Raw genomic sequence first — 17,095 nt, 5'->3', positions numbered from 1 at the left:
GTTCGCGGCCCCGTACCCCGACGCTTCACCGCCGGTCTTGGTTGCCTCGGATGCGCCGGGGGCATCCCGTGCTCCCTTGGGGTGGAGCTCGCGCGTCCGTGCCATATTCGCAGGTCACGGCGCAATAGCGTGGGTCCATGCCATCCAAGTCAAGTGACGCACGCCGCCGCGAGCTCGGCGCGGAGCTCCGCAGGCGACGCGAGCGGGCCGGACTGACCGGTGTCGACCTGGCACGGCGATTGGGCTGGGCGCAGAGCACGGTCTCCCGGTTCGAGGCGGGTACCGGCAGCTTCACCGAGGTCAACGTCACGACCTACCTGGCCCACTGCGGGGTCGGCGCTCCCGAGGCCGCCCGGGTACTACGCCTGGCGAGGGAAACCGAAGACGGCTACCTGGTGAGGCGACAGAGCCTGCGCACCCTCATCCTGCACGAGACCACCGCGCAACGGATCACCGCGACCTCACCGCTGCTCGTTCCGGGTCTGCTACAGACCGAGGACTACGCTCAGGCTGTGATCAGGCTTCCGGGCCGGTCGGAAGCCGAGATCGGCTCTCGGGTGGCTATCCGCATGGAACGGCAACAGGTGCTTCGCGGGTGGAACCCGGCGAAGTTCACCTACTTCCTCTATGAAGCCGCCCTACGATGCCCCTTCGGTGGGAACCGGGTGATGAACGAGCAGATGCTCCACCTGGGCTTTCTCGCCGACCGCCCGAACATCACCATCCGAGTCGTTCCCTTCGCGGCAGGCCAATTCGCCGCGATCGGGGGCAACGTAACGCTTATGGAGTTCACGGAGCACGGGCCGGTGGCGTACCTGGAGAGCCCACTTGCCGATCTCTTTGTCGAGAACCGCGAGGCACTCACCAAGTACCGCGGTTACTTGAATCAACTAGCGAATGATGCCCTGGGCGAGCGACAATCAAGGGAGTTGCTTGCACGTTTCGCGAGCGAGTACGACCCGCCTGAAGGAGCCCGATGAGCGCACCGAAACCAATCTGGCGGAAGAGCAGCCACAGCTACCCAGACGGCGACTGTGTAGAGGTGGCATTCGTCGTTGCCCAGGTTGCCGTGCGGGACTCGAAGTTCCCAGATGCGGGCATGCTTCGGTTCAGCCCATCCTGTTGGCGCGCTTTCTTAGCGGGTTTCCGCTAACTCACGACGAAGTTCGTCCAGCGCGCGCGTCACGTCCTCGTCGCCCGCGGGCGCGAGGAACACCCGCTCGTCCCCGGGGATCTGGGTCACCTTCATGGTCCAGCGACCCTCGTCGTTGTCGTAGACCCGCAATGGTTCCTTGCTGACCCGGCGCCGGCCTTGCTGGTCCCGGGACTCGGCGTAGAACTCTCCGATGACGTGCGGTGACAGCGCGGACACCCGCTGCGCCCGCCGTACCTCCCGGTCGGGCGCCACGGCCCCGGGCACGTCCTCCTTCGCGGCCAGGAAATCGCTGCGCAGCACGCTGATCGGCTGCTCATGCGACTTCCACCATTCCGGCAGGACCGCGGTGAGCACCCGACTCAGCTTGTCGTCCTTGAAGGTGCGCACGTAGATGTGGTCGTCCTCGCGCACCGCGATCAGCCCGAACCAGCGGGACGCGGCGGTGAGCACGCCCAACCGCGTCCCGTTCTCCGGGTAGGCGATCCAGCCGAAGCGGGCCTGCTGCGGGCTGGTCAGCAGCTCGGCGAGTTCGCGGAAGTCCGGCTCGTCCGGGTTGTCCGGCGAGCCGGAGTACCTGGCCTGGGTCTCCGCGAGGGCGGCGTTGGCCGCCGCGGCCTCGTTGTCGTCCAGCCAGATCGGCGAGGGGGCGATGGCGACATGCAGGTCTCCGCCGGTCACCTCGGTCGCCATCACCGCGAGCTGGTCGGCCCGAAACTGCTCGGGTTCCGGAAACCACACCACCGGCGGCTACTGCTTTCGCTCGCCGATGACCGGCGGGGTCGCGGTCATGCCGGTACGCGGGTCGATCAGCTTCTCGCCGTCCTCGGTGGCCTGGAAGTGCTCGTCCTCGTCCATGACGTACTTCCGCTCGTGGTCCTCGTCGCCACCGCCGCCCTTGCCACGGCCGCCCGCTCCGGCACCCATCGGCATCGCACCGCCCCGGCCACCGGCGGCACCGCCGGTGGTCCCGGCCGTGCCGGTGCTGCCCGCCGCGCCCGAACCGGGCATCGCGGCGCCCGTGCCCCTACCGGGGCCGACCCCGGAGCCGGGCGCGCCGCCCGTCCCGGAACCCGCGCCACCGTACAGCCGCGAGCCCGCGTTGCCCGAACCGATCCCGCCGGTTCCGCTCGTACCGCCGGTGCCACGGAGCCCGCCGGTCCCGGAGGTGCCGCCCTTGTTGGCGCCGCCGCCACCGATCGGCGTCGGATCGAACCCACCCGTGCCGGGCCGGTTGCGCCGAGTGTTGCCACCGGTGTCCGTGCGCGGCTGCGTCCATCCGCCGGTGTTGTTCGGTCCGTTGGGTCCGCTGCCACCGCTGCCGGAAGGGACCGTGCCGGAAGGAATGGTCGAGCCGGGCAGGTTCCCGCCCGTCGAGGCGGCGGGCGGGGTCGCCACATTGCCACCGCCGGGACCACCCGTGATGCCGGGTGGGGGTGACCAGGACGATCCGCCAGTCACGTTGCTGGCGCGGGTCCCGCCGGCGTCCCCGGCCGGCCGGTTGATCTCCGGGCCGCTGCTTCCGCCGTCGCCCACCGTGCCCCCGGGACCACCGCTGTCCAGCGAAACCGAGGAGGGCTTCGGCAACGCCGTGCCGTAGTCGGTGGGCATCATCCGCTCGTTGTAGGACGAGTGGTTTGTCCACAGGTTCATGACCTCGGCGTTGTGCCGCTCGGCCTCGCGGGCGGCGGCGACCTTGCCCTCGTAGTTGTTCTGTGCCGAACCGAGGGTGAAGACGTTCTCCATCGTGGAAGGCTCGTCCGGCACCTCCGGGATCGGCCGCACGTTGCCCCTGGCCAGGTCGAAGGAGTCGGTCTGGCGGCCGAGCAACTGCTGGCCGGTGTTCATCTCCTCGGACGCGCGGGCGTGCTCGACGGCCAGCGGACCGGCTCCACGTTGCGCGGAACCGGAGGCGTCGCCCTGCCACCCTTCCTCGAAGGAGGCCGCGACCTGCTTGATCCGGTCGGAGAGATCGCGGTACTCGTCCATGATCCGGGTCAGCTTGTCCTGGGTCGCGACCAGGCCGTCCGGCCCCGGCGCGTTACTGAAGTTCTCGTAAATGCCCTGCCCGCTCAGGCACACCGAGGGTTGCCCCATAGACATGATCAGTTCCCCGCCTTAATCGTCTCGATCACTGCCTTCGCAACATTCTCCGCCGCCTGACAAGCGTCCCCATCACCATGCGTCCGCACAGTCGAATTAAAAAATAGATTATCGCTTATAGCAACCGCGAGATTGCAATCGCCTGGGCCTCGATTGTCGACGATCTCGACATAAACCGCCGGATACCCAGCTATTTCCGTCGGTTCAAAGTAGCCCTTGTCCCAATGACCTGTATCGTTGAGCGCATAGAGCCGATCCAACCCTTCCTCAATACCGGTCGCATACGACACGCCCGGACTGGTCGATCCGTCACCAATGTTCCATCTACAACGACTGTTGTCTTCGTCGCTATTTTCTCGACTTGAGGTGACGTTGAACTCTTGTTGCTGCGACTCTGTAAGACTGGAACATGGATCTTGAATGTACTTGGACGCGTCCAACGGGTCCTGCACCGGCGGCGCCTTGGTGAACTCCCGACCACCGGCTGGTTCGGATTGAGTGGTGCTCACCTCCGCGCCGGAGGTGGGCAGCGCTTGCCCCGCTTCGCCCGAGTCACATCCGGCCAGCATGACCAGCGACAGCGCAGCGCTTGCGGCCAACACTCGTTCACGACTAGTCACTGGAACAAGGTCCCCGTTCCCGGTGGCAACCCACCGTCGTCTCCGCTGCCTTTGAGAACCCCAGCAGTGTCCTCTTCCTTTTCCACATATGTCCCGTTCGCCTTGCGCAAAGCTATGACGTAAGCGTGGGCATACTCCGCCATTTGCCGATTGTGCTTAGCCGCCTTGAGGATCGAGGCTCTGGTAGCCGCGGCCTGAGACGTCGCCGGCGAATCGTGCGACGGCGGAGTGCAGTCTTGCGCCGCCGAAAGCAACTCATCGTACTTATCCGCTATCCGGTCGCGGAGGTCCTCGAACTCGCGGATCTTGGTCGCGATGGTTTCCGCGTCGAAGCTGTAGCCACCGCCCATGCTCGCGGCCGACCGGGCGACGCTGTCCACCCAGCTTCCACCGCCGCCCTCGCGGTGTTCCTCCAGCCGCTCGCGCTCCTCGGCGACCTCCTGATCGATCTCCTCGTCGATCTCGGTGGTCGCCTGTGGCGCGGCGCCGGGGGCGGATCCGCCGCCGGTCACGTTCACCGGCTGTTCATCTTGCGGGTATTCCCCCTCGTCAAGTACGCCACGCAGGTACGCGTCGCCAGCCGACGTCATACTCCAGCCCTCTCCCCTAAGCGCGTCGCCGCACACGGTCTTCCAGCGGCACCATAGCGCGACCCCCCGAGCACGCACAGACGTTCGCGCGAAATACCCCTTGCCCCGGGGACACGTCAACACATCCAATTCACTCGTTCCCGGCCGCTATGCCCCGCCCTCATCGACCAGCCTGCCCGGCCATGAGGAAACGACGTAGCTGGATCGGGTGGACCGTTGCGGCGGCGACGCTGGTAGCTGCCGGGTTGCCAACAGCGCTGTTGCTACTGGTGCCCGCCGAGTCCCGGCCGCCGGAGAAAACCGGCCCGAGCTGGGTCGAGAAGCTGGCCAGCGGGGCGGAAGGGAAGGTCGGTGCGCCGGTGCGATGCACCGAAGATCCTGGGGGTCTCGAGGTCTGCTTTCCGGACCTCGACCTCGACACGGTTCGGCGCGAGCTGGAGCGGATCGGCACCCGGTGTTCCGCCGGGGAGAGCGAGTACGACCTGGAATGCCGGACCGGTGACCGCGACCGCGCGGTGGAGATCAGGGTGACCAGGGCCCTCCGTGCCGCGGAGCCGGTCAGCTGGGTGCACATCCGGGTCACCGAGGGCGGTCTGGACGTGCCGGAGGGCGCCGAGCAACGCCTCCAGGAGACCCTGGACAAGGCGCTTGCCAAGGTCGTTCCGGTGTTCTTCCCGCAGGTGCCGGACATTGCCGACGCGGTCAGCGACCGGGCGCGGGATCTGCTCGCCGAGCGGTGTCCGCCACATCGGGAAGGTCCGGTCGTACGGCCCGGTTACCGGGTCGGCTGCACGGATCCCCGCGTGATCCAGGTCTCCGGCCCCGCGGGTAAAGTGACCGACTGGTCGGTCGGAGTCGACTTCGGCCCGGCGGAGCAGCCGTGATCCTCAGCCGTCCAGGCTGGGTCGTTCGAAGTCCGGGAGCAACGCGCAGTGGCGGTCGGTGGTCTCCTGGTACGCGGCATACGCCTCGGCGTTCTCCGGCCCACCGGCCGCCATCATCGCCTCGTACGCCCGCGCCTGCTCGGCGTGCAGGCTCTGCATGGTGCGCAGCCGATATGCCGCCGTCGCCGACCGCTCGGCCAACTCCCGCACCAGGTCGAGGTCACCCGGCCAGTCCCTCGCCTGGTCCGCGATTACCCGCAGCCGCTCGGTGATCCGATCGTGGCCGTCGGCGAGATCGGCCAAGGTCGCGGACTGCTCGCGGAGGCCGTCCCCCCAGGAATGCCCCGCCGCCCCCTGCTCGTCCCGCATGCCACCACGCTACGGCAACCGGAATGATGGGGGGATGCGCTTCGACATCCTCGGGCCGCTCGAGGTGCACCGCGCCGACGGCAGCCCGGTGTCCGTCGGCGGGCCCAGGGTGCGCACGTTGCTCACCCTGCTGCTGCTCGAACCCGGCCGGATCGTCGGCACGGATCGCCTTGTCGACGGGCTGTGGGGTGCCCAGCCGCCCGTCGGGGCAGGCAATGCCCTGCAGTCACAGGTATCCCGGCTACGCCAGGTGCTGGGTACCGAGCTGGTGGAGCACCATCCGACCGGGTACCGGCTCGCGGTCGACCCCGAGGACGTCGACACGCACCGCTTCGAACGGCTTGCGGCCGCCGGCAGGGAGACGCTCGCGGCCGGCGACCCCGCCACCGCGGCCCGCTCGCTGCGCGAGGCGCTCGGGTTGTGGCGGGGCTCCCCGCTGGCGGACCTGCCCGCCGAGTACCCGGCCGCCCGGCATCTCGACGAACTCCGGCTGGCCGTGACCGAGGACCGGATCGAGGCCGATCTCGCCCTCGGTGAGCACCGCTCGCTCATCCCCGAGCTGCGCGGCCTGATCGACACCCACCCGCTGCGCGAGCGGCTGCGCGCCCAGCTCATGCGTGCCCTGCACGCCGGGGGCAGGCAAGCCGACGCCCTGGCCGAGTTCGAGGCGGCCAGGCACGTCCTTGCCGAGCAGCTGGGTATCGACCCTTCCGCCGAACTCACCGCGGCCCACCTTGCCGTCCTGCGCGCGGAGCCACCGGTGGACCCGCGGCCGAACACCGGCCTGCCCAGCCAGCTGACCAGCTTCGTCGGCAGGCGGGAGGAGCTGGCCAGGGTGCGCACACTGCTCACGGAGAACCGGCTGGTCACCCTGACCGGGCCCGGCGGCGCGGGCAAGACCAGGCTGGCCGTCGAGACGGCCCGCCAGCTGGCCGGTGAGGTGGTGCTGGCCGAGCTGGCCCCGCTGGCCCAGGGCGGCGACCTGCCACAGGCCGTTCTGGCCGCGCTCGGGTTGCGCGAGACGGGGCTACGGCACGCGGCGGAACCGCTCGCGCCGGTGGACCGGCTGATCGCCGCGCTCACCGATCGCCCGCTGCTGCTGATCCTGGACAACTGCGAGCACCTCATCGACGCCGCGGCCGGGCTGGTCCAGCGGCTGCTCGGTGCCTGTGGTTCGCTGCGGATCCTGGCCACCAGCAGGGAACCACTGGATATCACCGGCGAGACGCTGTGCCCGGTACCGACCCTGGCCCGCCCGCCCGCGGGCAGCACCCCGGCCGAGGCGCCGGCCTACCCCGCCGTGCGGCTGTTCGCCGAGCGGGCCGCGGCGGTGGCGCCGGGCTTCGGCGTGGACGAGCGGAACCTGGCCCCGGTGCTGCGTATCTGCGAGGCACTGGACGGCCTGCCACTGGCCATCGAGCTGGCCGCGGCCAGGGTGCGTTCGCTGCCGGTGACCGAGATCGCCGCCCGTCTCGACGACAGGTTCCAGCTGCTGTCCAGGGGAAATCGGACCGCCGAGCACCGGCATCGCACACTGCGCGCGGTGGTGGCCTGGAGCTGGGACGCGCTGGACGAGGCCGAACGCGCCCTCGCCCGCAGGCTCACCGTCTTCTCCGGCGGCGCCACGCTGGACGCGATCCGGCGGGTGTGCGGGGCACCCGGTGGGGAGATCCTGGACCTGCTCGCCGCGCTCACCGAGAAGTCGCTGGTCGAGTTGGGCAGCGACGGCCGATACCGGATGCTGGAGACCGTCCGCGCCTTCGGCGCCGAGCAACTCGAGCAGGCCGGCGAGCGGGAAAGCTTGCTGGCCGCCCACTGGGACCACTTCCACGAGCTGGCCACCTTCGCCGAGCACCGGCTACGTGGTCCCGAGCAACTCGAATGGCTGCGACTGCTGGCCGAGGAGCACGACAACCTGAACGCCGCCCTGCGGCGGGCCATCGAGACCGAACCGGCCACCGCGCTGCGGCTGCTGACCGCGCTGACCCCGTACTGGTGGATGCGCGGGTTGAAGAGCGAGGGCGCGGCGCTGGCCGCGGACCTGCTCGGCGAACTGGACCAGCACCCGCCTGCCGGGCTGGAGGAGGAGTACGTGGCCTGCGTGTCCACCGCGGCCGCCGCCCGCACCCGGCCCGGGGAACTCCAGGCCGAGCTGGCGATCGTGCTGGACGTCCTGCTGGACCTGCCCCTGCCACCGCGACAACCCTTCCTGCTGCTGCTCTGGGGCATGGCGTACGGGGTGCCCCGGGGCGACGACGAGGCCATCACCCGGCTGATGAACCGGCAGCGCGAGCTGGCACCGGACACCTGGTCGCGCGCGCTCAGCGAGATGGGTTGGGGACTGACCGAGCTCTACCGGGGACACCCCGACCGCGCCGAGCGTGATCTCGAGGCGGCGGCGGCCGGGTTCCGCTCAGCCGGGGACCGCTGGGGGCTCGCCATGGCGCTGGCCTCGCTGGGCACCATCGTCGGCGGGCGCGGGGACCGGTCCCGGGCGGCGGCGCTGCTGGACGAGAGCATCGCGCTGACCGAGTTGCTCGGTGCCGACGAGGACACCGCCGAATCCCTGTGCGCCCGCGCCGAGCTGTACCTGTTCGGCGACGATCCGGCCGCCGCGCGCGCGGACTTCGAGCACGCGCTCGAGCTGGCGCGGCGCAGTGGCACCAGGGAGACGATCGCCGGCTCCTACCGCGGGCTGGCCGACCTGCACCGGTGGCAGGGCGAGCTCGATCGGGCACAGCAGCTCGCCGAGGCCGCGCTTGCCGAGTGCCCCTCCGGCTGGTTCGCCCCGGACGAGATCCGGACGCGGACCTTGCAGACCCTCGGCTGGATCGCCGAGGCCAGGGGCGAGCCCGACCGGGCACGGCAATGGCACCGGCAGGCCCTGGACACCGCGCGCGTGCTGGAGAACGTCGCGGGCCTCGCCGACACGGCGGAGGGCCTGGCCGCGGTCGCGTTGCACGAGGGCGGCCCGCGGCGGGCCGCGACCCTGCTCGGCCTCGCGACCACGCTGCGCGGCTGCGAACGGGCAGGGGACGTCGATGTGGCCAGGGTCGCGGCCGGCGCGCTGGCCGCACTCGGCGAGCCCGGCTATGCCGAGGCCTACGCCGAGGGAAGATCCCTGAGCCGGGACGAGGCGATCACGATACTGGAGGCGGAGCCCTCAGCGGGCGGTACGTGACCGGTGCGTACCCACGCCCACGCTGCCGGGTGTGAATCGCGTCGCTTCCCGGCCCACCGCGCGAGAATGGCTCGGCCCCGCAGCCGCCGTCGCCTCACTCGCCGGCGGGGCTGCTGCCACGCTCGGTGCCGTTCCCGGCTGACCGCCGCTGGAAACTAGGCACCGGCGGCACTGAGCACACCGTGCACGGCCTGCTCCACCCGCTCGGCGGCCTGATCGGGATCCGGTTGGCCCGCGTCCAGCCAGGCGAGCACGGCTTCCAGCGCGACCGTCGGCACCAGCCGCGCCGCCCAGTCCCGCCAGGGTCCCGCCGGGATCACCTCGGCGAGCTGGCGATCGGTGACCTCGATGGCCGCCGTGCGGAACGTGTCGATCACATCACGGAACTCCGGCTCCCGGACCGCGTGCCGGAACAGCAGCCGGAAACCGTCGGGGTCCTCGGCCGCGGCCCGCAACAGCGCCGGGATGCTGGTCTCGTCGAAGTCACTGCTGCCCACCGACTCCTCGAGCCGCTGGCAGGCCCGGTCCAGCACGGCCCGGTACAGCTCGCTCTTCGAGGCGAAATGCCGGTACAGGATCACGTGCGTGACCCCGGACTCGGCGGCCACCTCGTCCAGCCCGGTCGCCGCGAAGCCGGCGCGCGCGAACGCCCGGGTGGCCGCGTCCAGGATCTGCGCCCGCCGCTGCGCGCGGGGCATGCGCCGGCTGGTCGCCATCGAACCTCCTCTTGTTTAAGACATACTATACAAGTAGTTTTGTTTAATCAGTCTTATACAAGAGGGGTGAAACCTATGGACCGGATCCGCACCGCGACCGGCGACGAGGCGTGGCGGGTCACCGGCCACGCCCAGGTACGGCGACTGCTGAACGACGAGCGGCTCGGCCGCTCCCATCCGAACCCGGAGGCTGCGGCCCGCACCGGCGAGTCCGCCCTGTTCGGCGGGCCGATGGGGGACTTCGACACCGAGCAGGCCCAGTACACCCGGATGCGCGCGCTGCTACAGCCGCATTTCACCGCCAAGCACATGCGCGCACTGCGCCCCAGGGTCGAGGCGCTGACCACCGAGCTGCTGGACGAGCTGGCCGGGCAACGGCCGCCGGCGGACCTGCACACGGCGCTGGCCCTGCCGCTGCCGATCCTGGTGATCTGCGAGTTGCTCGGAGTGCCCTACGCCGACCGGGAGTCCTTCCGCGCCTGGACCGAGGCCGCGGGCGACGTGCGCGATCGCGCACGTTCCGAGCGAGGGCTTGGCGAGCTGTTCGACTACGGCAGCCGGCTGGTCGCGGCGAAGCGGCGGAACCCGGCCGAGGACGTGATCTCCCGGCTGTGCGCGACCGAGGGGGTGACCGACGAGGAGGCGGCCATGCTGTCCATGGCGCTGCTGTTCGCCGGCCACGAGACCACGGTGGTGCAGATCGGCCTCGGCACGCTGCTCCTGCTGACCAACCCCGGCCAGTGGCGAACCGTCGTCGAGCGGCCGGAACTCGTCCCGGACGCGGTGGAGGAGATCCTGCGGGCACCGGCGAGGGCCGGCGACGGGATCCCCCGGTACGCCCGTACCGAGCTGGAGATCGAAGGGAACACCGTCCGGACCGGGGACCTGGTGCTGCTGGACACCAACGGGGCCAACCACGATCCCGCGGCCTTCCCCGAGCCGGAACGGGTGGACGTCACCCGCCAGGCGGCGGCGCACCTCACCTTCGGGCACGGTATCCGCTACTGCATCGGCGCTCCGCTGGCCCGGATCGAGTTGCAGGCGGTGTTCACCCAGCTCACCGCGCGGTTTCCGGGACTCCACCTGGCCGTGGACCCCGCGGACATCCGCTGGCGTGCGGGAACGCTGACCGGAGGGCCGGCCGAGCTCCCGGTGAGCTGGTGAGCGCTACGCTGCCAGCCGTGCGTCGAGTCGTCGTCATCGGTGGCGGGATCATCGGGCTGTCCGTGGCACTGGAACTGACCAGGCGGGGCCGCCGGGTCACCGTGCTGGAAAAAGAGGACCGCTGGGCCGCCCACCAGACCGGGCACAACTCGAATGTCGTGCACGCGGGCCTGTACTACAAACCGGGCTCGTTCAAGGCCAGGATGTCGGTGGCGGGTAACGCCTCGATGGTCGACTTCGCCCGTGCCCACGGCGTGCCGGTCGAGGTGTGCGGGAAGCTGGTGGTGGCCACCTCGGCCGCCGAACTGCCCGCGTTGCGCGTGCTTGCCGAGCGGGCCGAGGCCAACGGGGTCCCGGCGAAGATGATCACCGCGGCCGAGGCTCTCGAGTACGAACCCGAGGTGGCCTGCGTGCGCGCGCTGCGGGTGGAGTCCACCGGGATCATCGACTTTGCCGGGATCTGCGCGGCCATGGTCCGGCTGCTCGAGGCGGCGGGCGCCGACCTGCGGCCGGGCACGCCCGCGCTGGGTATCCGGCCCGGTCCGACCGGCGGGGTGGAGATCGCCACCGGCCGCGAGGTACTGCGCGCCGACGCACTGGTCAACTGCGCGGGCCTGCAGTCCGACCGGGTGGCTCGGCTGGCCGGGCTCAGCCCGCGGGCCAGGATCGTGCCCTTCCGTGGCGAGTACTACGAGCTGCGGCCGGAGCGCAGGCACCTGGTGCGCGGGTTGATCTACCCGGTGCCCGACCCGACCCTGCCTTTCCTGGGGGTGCACCTGACCCGGATGCTGGACGGCAGCGTGCACGCCGGCCCGAACGCCGTGCTCGCGCTGCGCAGGGAGGGCTACCGCTGGGCCGACGTCTCCGCGCGGGACCTCGCCGAGGTCGCCCGCTTTCCCGGTGCCTGGCGGCTGGCCCGCAGGTACGCCTTCCCGACCGGGCTGGACGAGGTGCGTCGCTCGTTCTCCGCGCGGCGGTTCGCGGCCAGCCTGGCCCGCCTGGTGCCCGCGGTGCGACCGGAGGACATCGTGCGGCACGGCTCCGGGGTGCGGGCACAGGCGTTGCTGCCGGACGGCTCGCTGGTGGACGACTTCCTGATCGAGACCGCGCCGAACCAGGTACACGTGCTGAACGCGCCCTCGCCAGCCGCGACCGGCGCGCTGGAGATCGCCAGGTACGTGGCGGACCGGATGGACTAGGAACTGTTCAGGAAGGTGCCTGCGCACGGTGGTGCGGGGGCACGCGCTCGGCCGAAGGCCAGCGCGCCTTTCGTGAACACTGCCTAGCCGGACAGCTGGGAGGCCACCAGCGGCGCGGCGGCCTTCGGCAGCTCGCAGGCCTTCTCCTCGCCGTCCAGGTGGCCGCCCGCGATCACCACGAAGGCGAAGTCGTCCAGCTTGACCGCCAGGTTGCAGATGGTGTCGCCGAAGGTGCTCTCGTAGCGGCCCCACTGCAGCCCGCCGAGCTCGAGGATCTCCGCGGGCTCCCTGCTCGCGAAATACTCCTCGATCGCAAGGTCCTCACTGAGCCCGACGCCGACCGGATCGTGGTCGGAATCCGGGTCCGCGGGCTCCCACTGGCAGAACGGCGGCAGCAGCTGGTCCTTGTCACCCGCGGTGAACTCCGGTTCCGGAGCCAGCTCGAGCTTGTTCGCGTCCGCCGGGGTCAGCAGGGAGCAGGGGTCGGGACCCTGCGGCTGGGTGCTGGCCGGCGGCCGCGCGACGGACGCCGGCTGGGCGGTCCCGGCGACCGTACCGGCACAGGACGTGAGCAGCGCGGCCGCCGCGAGCACCGCCGCCCCGCGGACCCCTCGCATGTCAGCCGCGCTCCCCGGCGGGGGTGAGCAGCTCGCGGCCGCCGAGGAAGGGGCGCAGGGCCTCGGGCACCCGGACCGAACCGTCCTCCTGCTGGTGGTTCTCCAGGAGGGCGACGATCCAGCGGGTGGTGGCCAGGGTGCCGTTCAGCGTGGCCACGGCCTGCGGCCTGCCGTCCTCGTCCCGGTACCGGATGCCCAGCCTGCGGGCCTGGAAGGTGGTGCAGTTCGAGGTCGAGGTCAGCTCGCGGTAGGCCTGCTGGGTCGGGATCCAGGCCTCGCAGTCGTACTTGCGGGCCGCCGAGGTGCCCAGGTCGCCCGCCGCGGTGTCGATCACCCGGTACGGCACCTCGATCTTGGCCAGCATCTCCTCCTCCCAGCCGAGCAACCGCTCGTGCTCGGCCTCGGCCTCCTCCGGGCGGCAGTAGCTGAACATCTCCACCTTGTCGAACTGGTGCACCCGGATGATGCCGCGGGTGTCCTTGCCGTACGACCCCGCCTCCCGGCGGAAGCAGGAGGACCAGCCCGCGTAGCGCAGCGCACCCGCCGACAGGTCGAGGATCTCCTCGGCGTGGTAGCCGGCCAGCGAGACCTCGGAGGTGCCGACCAGGTACAGGTCGTCGTCGCGCAGCCGGTACACCTCGGAGTCGTGCGCGCCGAGGAAGCCGGTGCCGGACATGATCTCCGGCCGCACCAGCACCGGCGTGATCATCAGGGTGAAGCCGTACTCGGCGGCCTGCGCGGCGGCCAGGTTCAGCAGCGCGAGCTGGAGCTGGGCACCGACGCCGGTGAGGAAGTAGAAGCGCGCGCCGGACACCTTCGCGCCGCGCTCCATGTCCAGCGCGCCGATGCCCTCGCCGAGCTCGAGGTGGTCGCGCGCGGTGAAGGCGAACTCGGTCGGGGTGCCGACGTGCTTGAGCACCGCGTAGTCGTCCTCGCCCCCCGCAGGGGCCGCGGGGTGCACCAGGTTGGGCAGCAGCCGATGCAGCTCGTCGAACTCGGTCTCGGCCTGCCCCTGCTCCGCCTCGGCGGCCTTGACCTGGGCGGCGAGCTCCTTGCCCTGAGCCAGCAGCGCGTCCCGCTCCTCCCCCTGCGCCCTGCCGATCCGCTTGCCGAGCTGCTTCTGCTCGGCGCGCAGGTTGTCGGCGGAGGCGATCGCGGACCTGCGCCGGGAGTCGAGGGTGAGCAGCTTGTCCACCACACCCTCGTCCTCGCCGCGCACACGCTGCGAGGCGCGTACGGCATCGGGGTTCTCGCGCAGAGTCCTGGGGTCAATCACGCCTGGAGAGGGTAGTCGCAAAGTCGGTGACCAGGGTGGCCAGGTGCTCGCCCGCGTCCTCCTGGATGAAGTGACCCGCGTCGGGGAGGGTCGGGTGGGTTCGGTCCGCGGCGCCCGGCATGGTGGTGCGCAGCCGCTCCGCCATCGGGGCGGTGATCGGGTCGCTGTCGCCGAAGGCGCACAGGAACGGGATGTCCAGCGCGGACAGCGTGGTCCACGCGGCCCGGTTGGCCTCGGTCGCCGGGTCGTCCGGCTGGGTGGGCACGATGGTCGGCATCGCCCGCGGCGCGGCCTTGTACATCTCGTTCGGGAACGGGGCGTCATAGGCGGCCTGGACCTGGTCGCTCAGCGTGCTCCGGCTGCCGGCCTGCACCAGCCGACCGATGTCGAAGACCTGCGCGTTCTCCACCATTTCGCGGAACGCCCACCAGGCCTTCGGCATGCCCTCGTCCCCGGTGGGCAGGCCGGTGTTCGAGGCGACCACGCCGGCGAAGCGATCCGGCTGCTCGGCGACGATGCGCAGCCCGATCAGGCCACCCCAGTCCTGGCCGAACAGGATGACGTTGCGCAACTCGAGCGCGTCGAAGGCGAGCGCGCGCATCCATTCGACGTGCTTGGCGTAGGTGTGGTCGACCATCTCGGCCGGCTTGTCCGAGCGGCCGAAACCGACCAGGTCCGGGGCGATCGCGCGCAGCCCGGCCTCGGCCAGCACCGGGAGCATCTTGCGGTACAGGTACGACCACGTGGGTTCCCCGTGCAGCAGCAGGACGGGTTGGCCGTCCGCGGGGCCTGCCTCGACGTAGGCGATGCGGAGCAGGCCGCCGTCGGGGTCGGGGATGTCCACGTAGTGTGGCTCGTGGTCGAAATCGGGCAGGTCGGTGAACCGGTCGTCCGGCGTCCTCAGTAGGCGCACGGCTTCACGCTAATAGTCAGCTCACCGCGACCGCTACCACCAGGCCGAGCGCGAGGTGCGCGCCGGCGACCACGAAGCTCGCCGGGGCGAAGGTCTCGCTCTCGATGGTGGAGCGGACGTCGATCCTGGTCGCCCACTCCAGGGTGCGCACCGCGAGCACCTGCCCGATGATCCCGACCAGGCCGAAGACCAGCGAGGTGATCAGGCCCTCGGTGAGGTCGCTGGAGGAGGTGAAGATCGCCACCACGATGATGAACGCCATCGACAGCATCCCGGACGCGGTGACGATCACCGCGTTCGGCAGGCCCCTGCGCACCAGCTCGGAGAGCCTGCCGGGGGTGGTGAGGTCGATCGCGTAGAAGCCGACGAGCATCAGCAACAGCCCGACGACCGCGTACAGCAGGATGGCGCCGATACCCCTGGCGAGGTCGGAGCCGAACGTCTCGGCGAGGGCGATATGCATCACGGTTCACTCCCGGGGTCGAGTCGGATGGTCGCGCCCGAATTCTGCCGCCTCACTCGATCGGCTCACGACTCGGGGATGCGGTGCGGGACGAACGCGGCCCCGTCGTCGGTGACCAGCCCCGCCGTCTCCCGCAGGCCGAGGCCGGCCGCGTTGTCCCCCACGATCCACGCGCCGAGCGCGGGCCGGTAGCCGTCGAACTCGGGCAACGGGTCGAAGGCCTGGTAGATGAAGCCCTCCTCACCGTAGACCCCGCCGGTCTGGGTCTCGTAGCCGGTGGCCACGATCTGCACGTTGGAGCCCTCCCTGCCGAGCTTGGGCTTGCGCACGTACTCGGTGAGCAGCCCGGGGTCATCAAGGAAGGCGGGCAGCAGGTTCGGGTGACCGGGATAGTTCTCCCACAGGATCGCCAGGATCGCCTTGTTGGACAGCAGCATCTTCCACAGCGGCTCGACCCAGAGCGTCCGTGGCAGCGACTCGGCGGCATGGCGGCCGAACTCCTCGTCCACCACCCACTCCCAGGGGTAGAGCTTCACCACCGTGTTGATCGGCGCGTCCTCGAGGTCGACGAACCGCTTCAGCAGCGGATCCCAGCCGATCTCCTCGATCGCCAGTCCCACGGTGTCCAGCCCGGCCTCGGCCGCGGTCTCCTGCAAGTAGGCGGTGGTGACGTGGTCCTCGCCGGTGGGATCGGCGGTGGACCAGGTGAAATGCAACTCGTTCGAGGGCAGCAGCCCGCCGATCTCCTCCCACCGCTCGACCAGCCGCTCGTGGATGGAGTTCCACTGGTCGTCATCGGGGTAGGCGTCGGTCTTCCAGTGCCACTGCACCACCGAGGCCTCCAGCAGGGAGGTCGGGGTGTCGGCGTTGTACTCCAGCAGCTTGGCCGGGCTCTTGCCGTCGTAGCGCAGGTCGAACCGGCCGTAGACATGCGGATCGCGGCGCTTCCAGGACTCCGCGATGTACGGCCACAGCCACTCCGGAATGCCGAAGTCGCGGTAACGCTCGGTGAGCACAACGTTGTCCACCGCTTCCAGGCACATGGAATGCAGCAGCTCGACGTCGGCCTCGACGGACAGCACCTCGTCCATCTCCAGCACGTAATGCACCGACTCGTCCCAGTACGGGCGTGACTTTCCGGCACCGTCTCGCGCCGGCAGGCCGAACACCAGCCCCTGTTCCTCGGTGGTCCGCTTCCAGTCCGGCCGCGGCGGCCGGGTCTCCCGGTGCACCTACGAGCCCCCACCCTTGCCGAACCCGCCGGACTTGCCACTGATGCCGAAGCCACCGCGCTGCACGCTCTTGCCGGACTTGGTGTTGATGCTGGCGTTCGACGGCTTCTGGAAGCTGCCACCGGACACCGGCTGGCCGACCCGGCCGCTGCCGCCGTAGTTGTACCGGTACTGGCCGCCACCGCCGCCCATCCCGATCGGGAGGAAGAGGAAGCCGCCGCTGACGTGGCCGCCCTGGCTGCGGACGTAGCCCTCGTCACAGTACTTCTCGTCCACCACGACACCCTCGTCGTTGGTGCACACGGCGGTGACCTCCTTGGTCTGCGCGACCGTGTAGTAGCTGGCGATCAACCCGACCAGCCCCACCGTCACACCGCTGCCGATCAGCACCTTGCGCCGGGTGTCCGCCCTGCGCTCCGCCTGCTCCTTGGCCTGCTGCTCAGCGGCCTCCCGTTCCTTCTCCTCCAGCAACGCCTTGCGCCGCGCACGCTGCTCGGCCAGCGAGGGTTCCCGGGGGGTGGTGTTCTCCGCGTCCTGGCGACGCATGGAGCCACGCGGGCGTGGCTCCTCCTCGGGCGTGTTGTCTTCCGTCATCGAGTACTCCGTAACCGGTGG

18 protein-coding genes are annotated in these 17,095 nt (G+C 70.4%); 6 read left to right on the top strand and 12 right to left on the bottom strand.

Annotated elements, in window-relative coordinates; genetic code table 11:
- Window positions 1-137: 137 nt before the first annotated feature.
- Both FB471_RS19505 and FB471_RS19500 read left to right on the top strand, forming a co-directional pair.
- A complete protein-coding gene (locus tag FB471_RS19505; protein ID WP_141999869.1) occupies window positions 138-980 on the top strand; it encodes a DUF5753 domain-containing protein in 843 nt (280 codons plus the stop codon).
- Window positions 977-1,153 carry a DUF397 domain-containing protein gene (locus tag FB471_RS19500; RefSeq protein ID WP_141999868.1) on the top strand — a complete coding sequence of 59 codons (177 nt, stop codon included), beginning with the start codon at window positions 977-979 and terminating at the stop codon, window positions 1,151-1,153. Before FB471_RS19505 ends, FB471_RS19500 begins: the two co-directional genes overlap by 4 nt.
- Here FB471_RS19500 and FB471_RS19495 read toward each other — a convergent pair.
- Genes FB471_RS19495 through FB471_RS19480 form a run of 4 tightly spaced genes read right to left on the bottom strand, consistent with a single transcriptional unit; the run spans window position 1,136 to window position 4,466 of the window.
- Window positions 1,136-1,897 (bottom strand): ESX secretion-associated protein EspG, encoded by a 762-nt coding sequence (locus FB471_RS19495; RefSeq protein WP_141999867.1) that lies wholly within the window; start codon window positions 1,895-1,897, stop codon window positions 1,136-1,138. The genes FB471_RS19500 and FB471_RS19495 overlap by 18 nt on opposite strands.
- Window positions 1,898-1,903: 6 nt before the next feature.
- Window positions 1,904-3,256 carry a hypothetical protein gene (locus FB471_RS19490; protein WP_141999866.1) on the bottom strand — a complete coding sequence of 451 codons (1,353 nt, stop codon included), beginning with the start codon at window positions 3,254-3,256 and terminating at the stop codon, window positions 1,904-1,906.
- A gap of 2 nt (window positions 3,257-3,258) precedes the next feature.
- On the bottom strand, window positions 3,259-3,858 hold the full coding sequence (locus FB471_RS19485; RefSeq protein WP_141999865.1) for a DUF3558 domain-containing protein: 600 nt from the start codon (window positions 3,856-3,858) through the stop codon (window positions 3,259-3,261).
- 14 nt (window positions 3,859-3,872) lie between these two features.
- Window positions 3,873-4,466, bottom strand: coding sequence for a hypothetical protein (locus tag FB471_RS19480; protein ID WP_141999864.1), 594 nt, complete (start codon window positions 4,464-4,466; stop codon window positions 3,873-3,875).
- Window positions 4,467-4,648: 182 nt separating this feature from the next.
- Between FB471_RS19480 and FB471_RS19475 the strand changes: the two genes are divergently transcribed.
- Window positions 4,649-5,350, top strand: a complete 702-nt coding sequence (locus FB471_RS19475; RefSeq protein ID WP_141999863.1) for a hypothetical protein — start codon at window positions 4,649-4,651, stop codon at window positions 5,348-5,350.
- A gap of 3 nt (window positions 5,351-5,353) precedes the next feature.
- Here FB471_RS19475 and FB471_RS19470 read toward each other — a convergent pair whose 3' ends face one another.
- Complete coding sequence (locus FB471_RS19470) at window positions 5,354-5,719, bottom strand: hypothetical protein (RefSeq protein WP_141999862.1); 366 nt, start codon at window positions 5,717-5,719, stop codon at window positions 5,354-5,356.
- A gap of 34 nt (window positions 5,720-5,753) precedes the next feature.
- On the opposite strand from FB471_RS19470, the gene FB471_RS19465 reads away from it, so the two are divergent.
- Complete coding sequence (locus FB471_RS19465) at window positions 5,754-8,900, top strand: ATP-binding protein (RefSeq protein WP_141999861.1); 3,147 nt, start codon at window positions 5,754-5,756, stop codon at window positions 8,898-8,900.
- 155 nt (window positions 8,901-9,055) lie between these two features.
- On the opposite strand, the gene FB471_RS19460 is transcribed toward FB471_RS19465, so the two are convergent.
- A complete protein-coding gene (locus FB471_RS19460) occupies window positions 9,056-9,616 on the bottom strand; it encodes a TetR/AcrR family transcriptional regulator (RefSeq protein ID WP_141999860.1) in 561 nt (186 codons plus the stop codon).
- Between the two features lie 75 nt (window positions 9,617-9,691).
- On the opposite strand from FB471_RS19460, the gene FB471_RS19455 reads away from it, so the two are divergent.
- Complete coding sequence (locus FB471_RS19455) at window positions 9,692-10,780, top strand: cytochrome P450 (RefSeq protein ID WP_141999859.1); 1,089 nt, start codon at window positions 9,692-9,694, stop codon at window positions 10,778-10,780.
- Window positions 10,777-11,979 (top strand): L-2-hydroxyglutarate oxidase, encoded by a 1,203-nt coding sequence (gene lhgO / locus FB471_RS19450; RefSeq protein WP_342779449.1) that lies wholly within the window; start codon window positions 10,777-10,779, stop codon window positions 11,977-11,979. The genes FB471_RS19455 and lhgO overlap by 4 nt, the downstream gene beginning before the upstream one ends.
- Before the next feature lie 83 nt (window positions 11,980-12,062).
- On the opposite strand, the gene FB471_RS19445 is transcribed toward lhgO, so the two are convergent.
- The 6 genes from FB471_RS19445 to FB471_RS19420 all read right to left on the bottom strand — a co-directional run bounded on the left by FB471_RS19445 (window position 12,063) and on the right by FB471_RS19420 (window position 17,074).
- Window positions 12,063-12,596: a DUF3558 family protein gene (locus FB471_RS19445; RefSeq protein ID WP_141999858.1), complete on the bottom strand. Its 534-nt coding sequence runs from the start codon at window positions 12,594-12,596 to the stop codon at window positions 12,063-12,065.
- A 1-nt stretch (window position 12,597) separates the two neighbouring features.
- The gene (gene serS / locus FB471_RS19440) at window positions 12,598-13,872 is read right to left on the bottom strand and encodes a serine--tRNA ligase (RefSeq protein ID WP_141999857.1); all 1,275 of its coding nucleotides are present in this window, start codon (window positions 13,870-13,872) and stop codon (window positions 12,598-12,600) included.
- A complete protein-coding gene (locus FB471_RS19435; protein ID WP_141999856.1) occupies window positions 13,865-14,785 on the bottom strand; it encodes a haloalkane dehalogenase in 921 nt (306 codons plus the stop codon). The genes serS and FB471_RS19435 overlap by 8 nt, the downstream gene beginning before the upstream one ends.
- Before the next feature lie 16 nt (window positions 14,786-14,801).
- Window positions 14,802-15,248 carry a DUF350 domain-containing protein gene (locus FB471_RS19430; RefSeq protein WP_142002165.1) on the bottom strand — a complete coding sequence of 149 codons (447 nt, stop codon included), beginning with the start codon at window positions 15,246-15,248 and terminating at the stop codon, window positions 14,802-14,804.
- A 65-nt stretch (window positions 15,249-15,313) separates the two neighbouring features.
- Window positions 15,314-16,480: a glutathionylspermidine synthase family protein gene (locus tag FB471_RS19425; RefSeq protein ID WP_141999855.1), complete on the bottom strand. Its 1,167-nt coding sequence runs from the start codon at window positions 16,478-16,480 to the stop codon at window positions 15,314-15,316.
- Entirely contained in the window at window positions 16,481-17,074 is a 594-nt protein-coding gene (locus tag FB471_RS19420) for a hypothetical protein (RefSeq protein WP_141999854.1), read from the bottom strand.
- Window positions 17,075-17,095 lie beyond the last annotated feature (21 nt).

The sequence above is a fragment of the Amycolatopsis cihanbeyliensis genome (genome assembly GCF_006715045.1).
GTDB classification, from domain to species: Bacteria; Actinomycetota; Actinomycetes; order Mycobacteriales; family Pseudonocardiaceae; genus Amycolatopsis; species Amycolatopsis cihanbeyliensis.
This window is presented reverse-complemented; position numbering and strand designations above follow the sequence as displayed.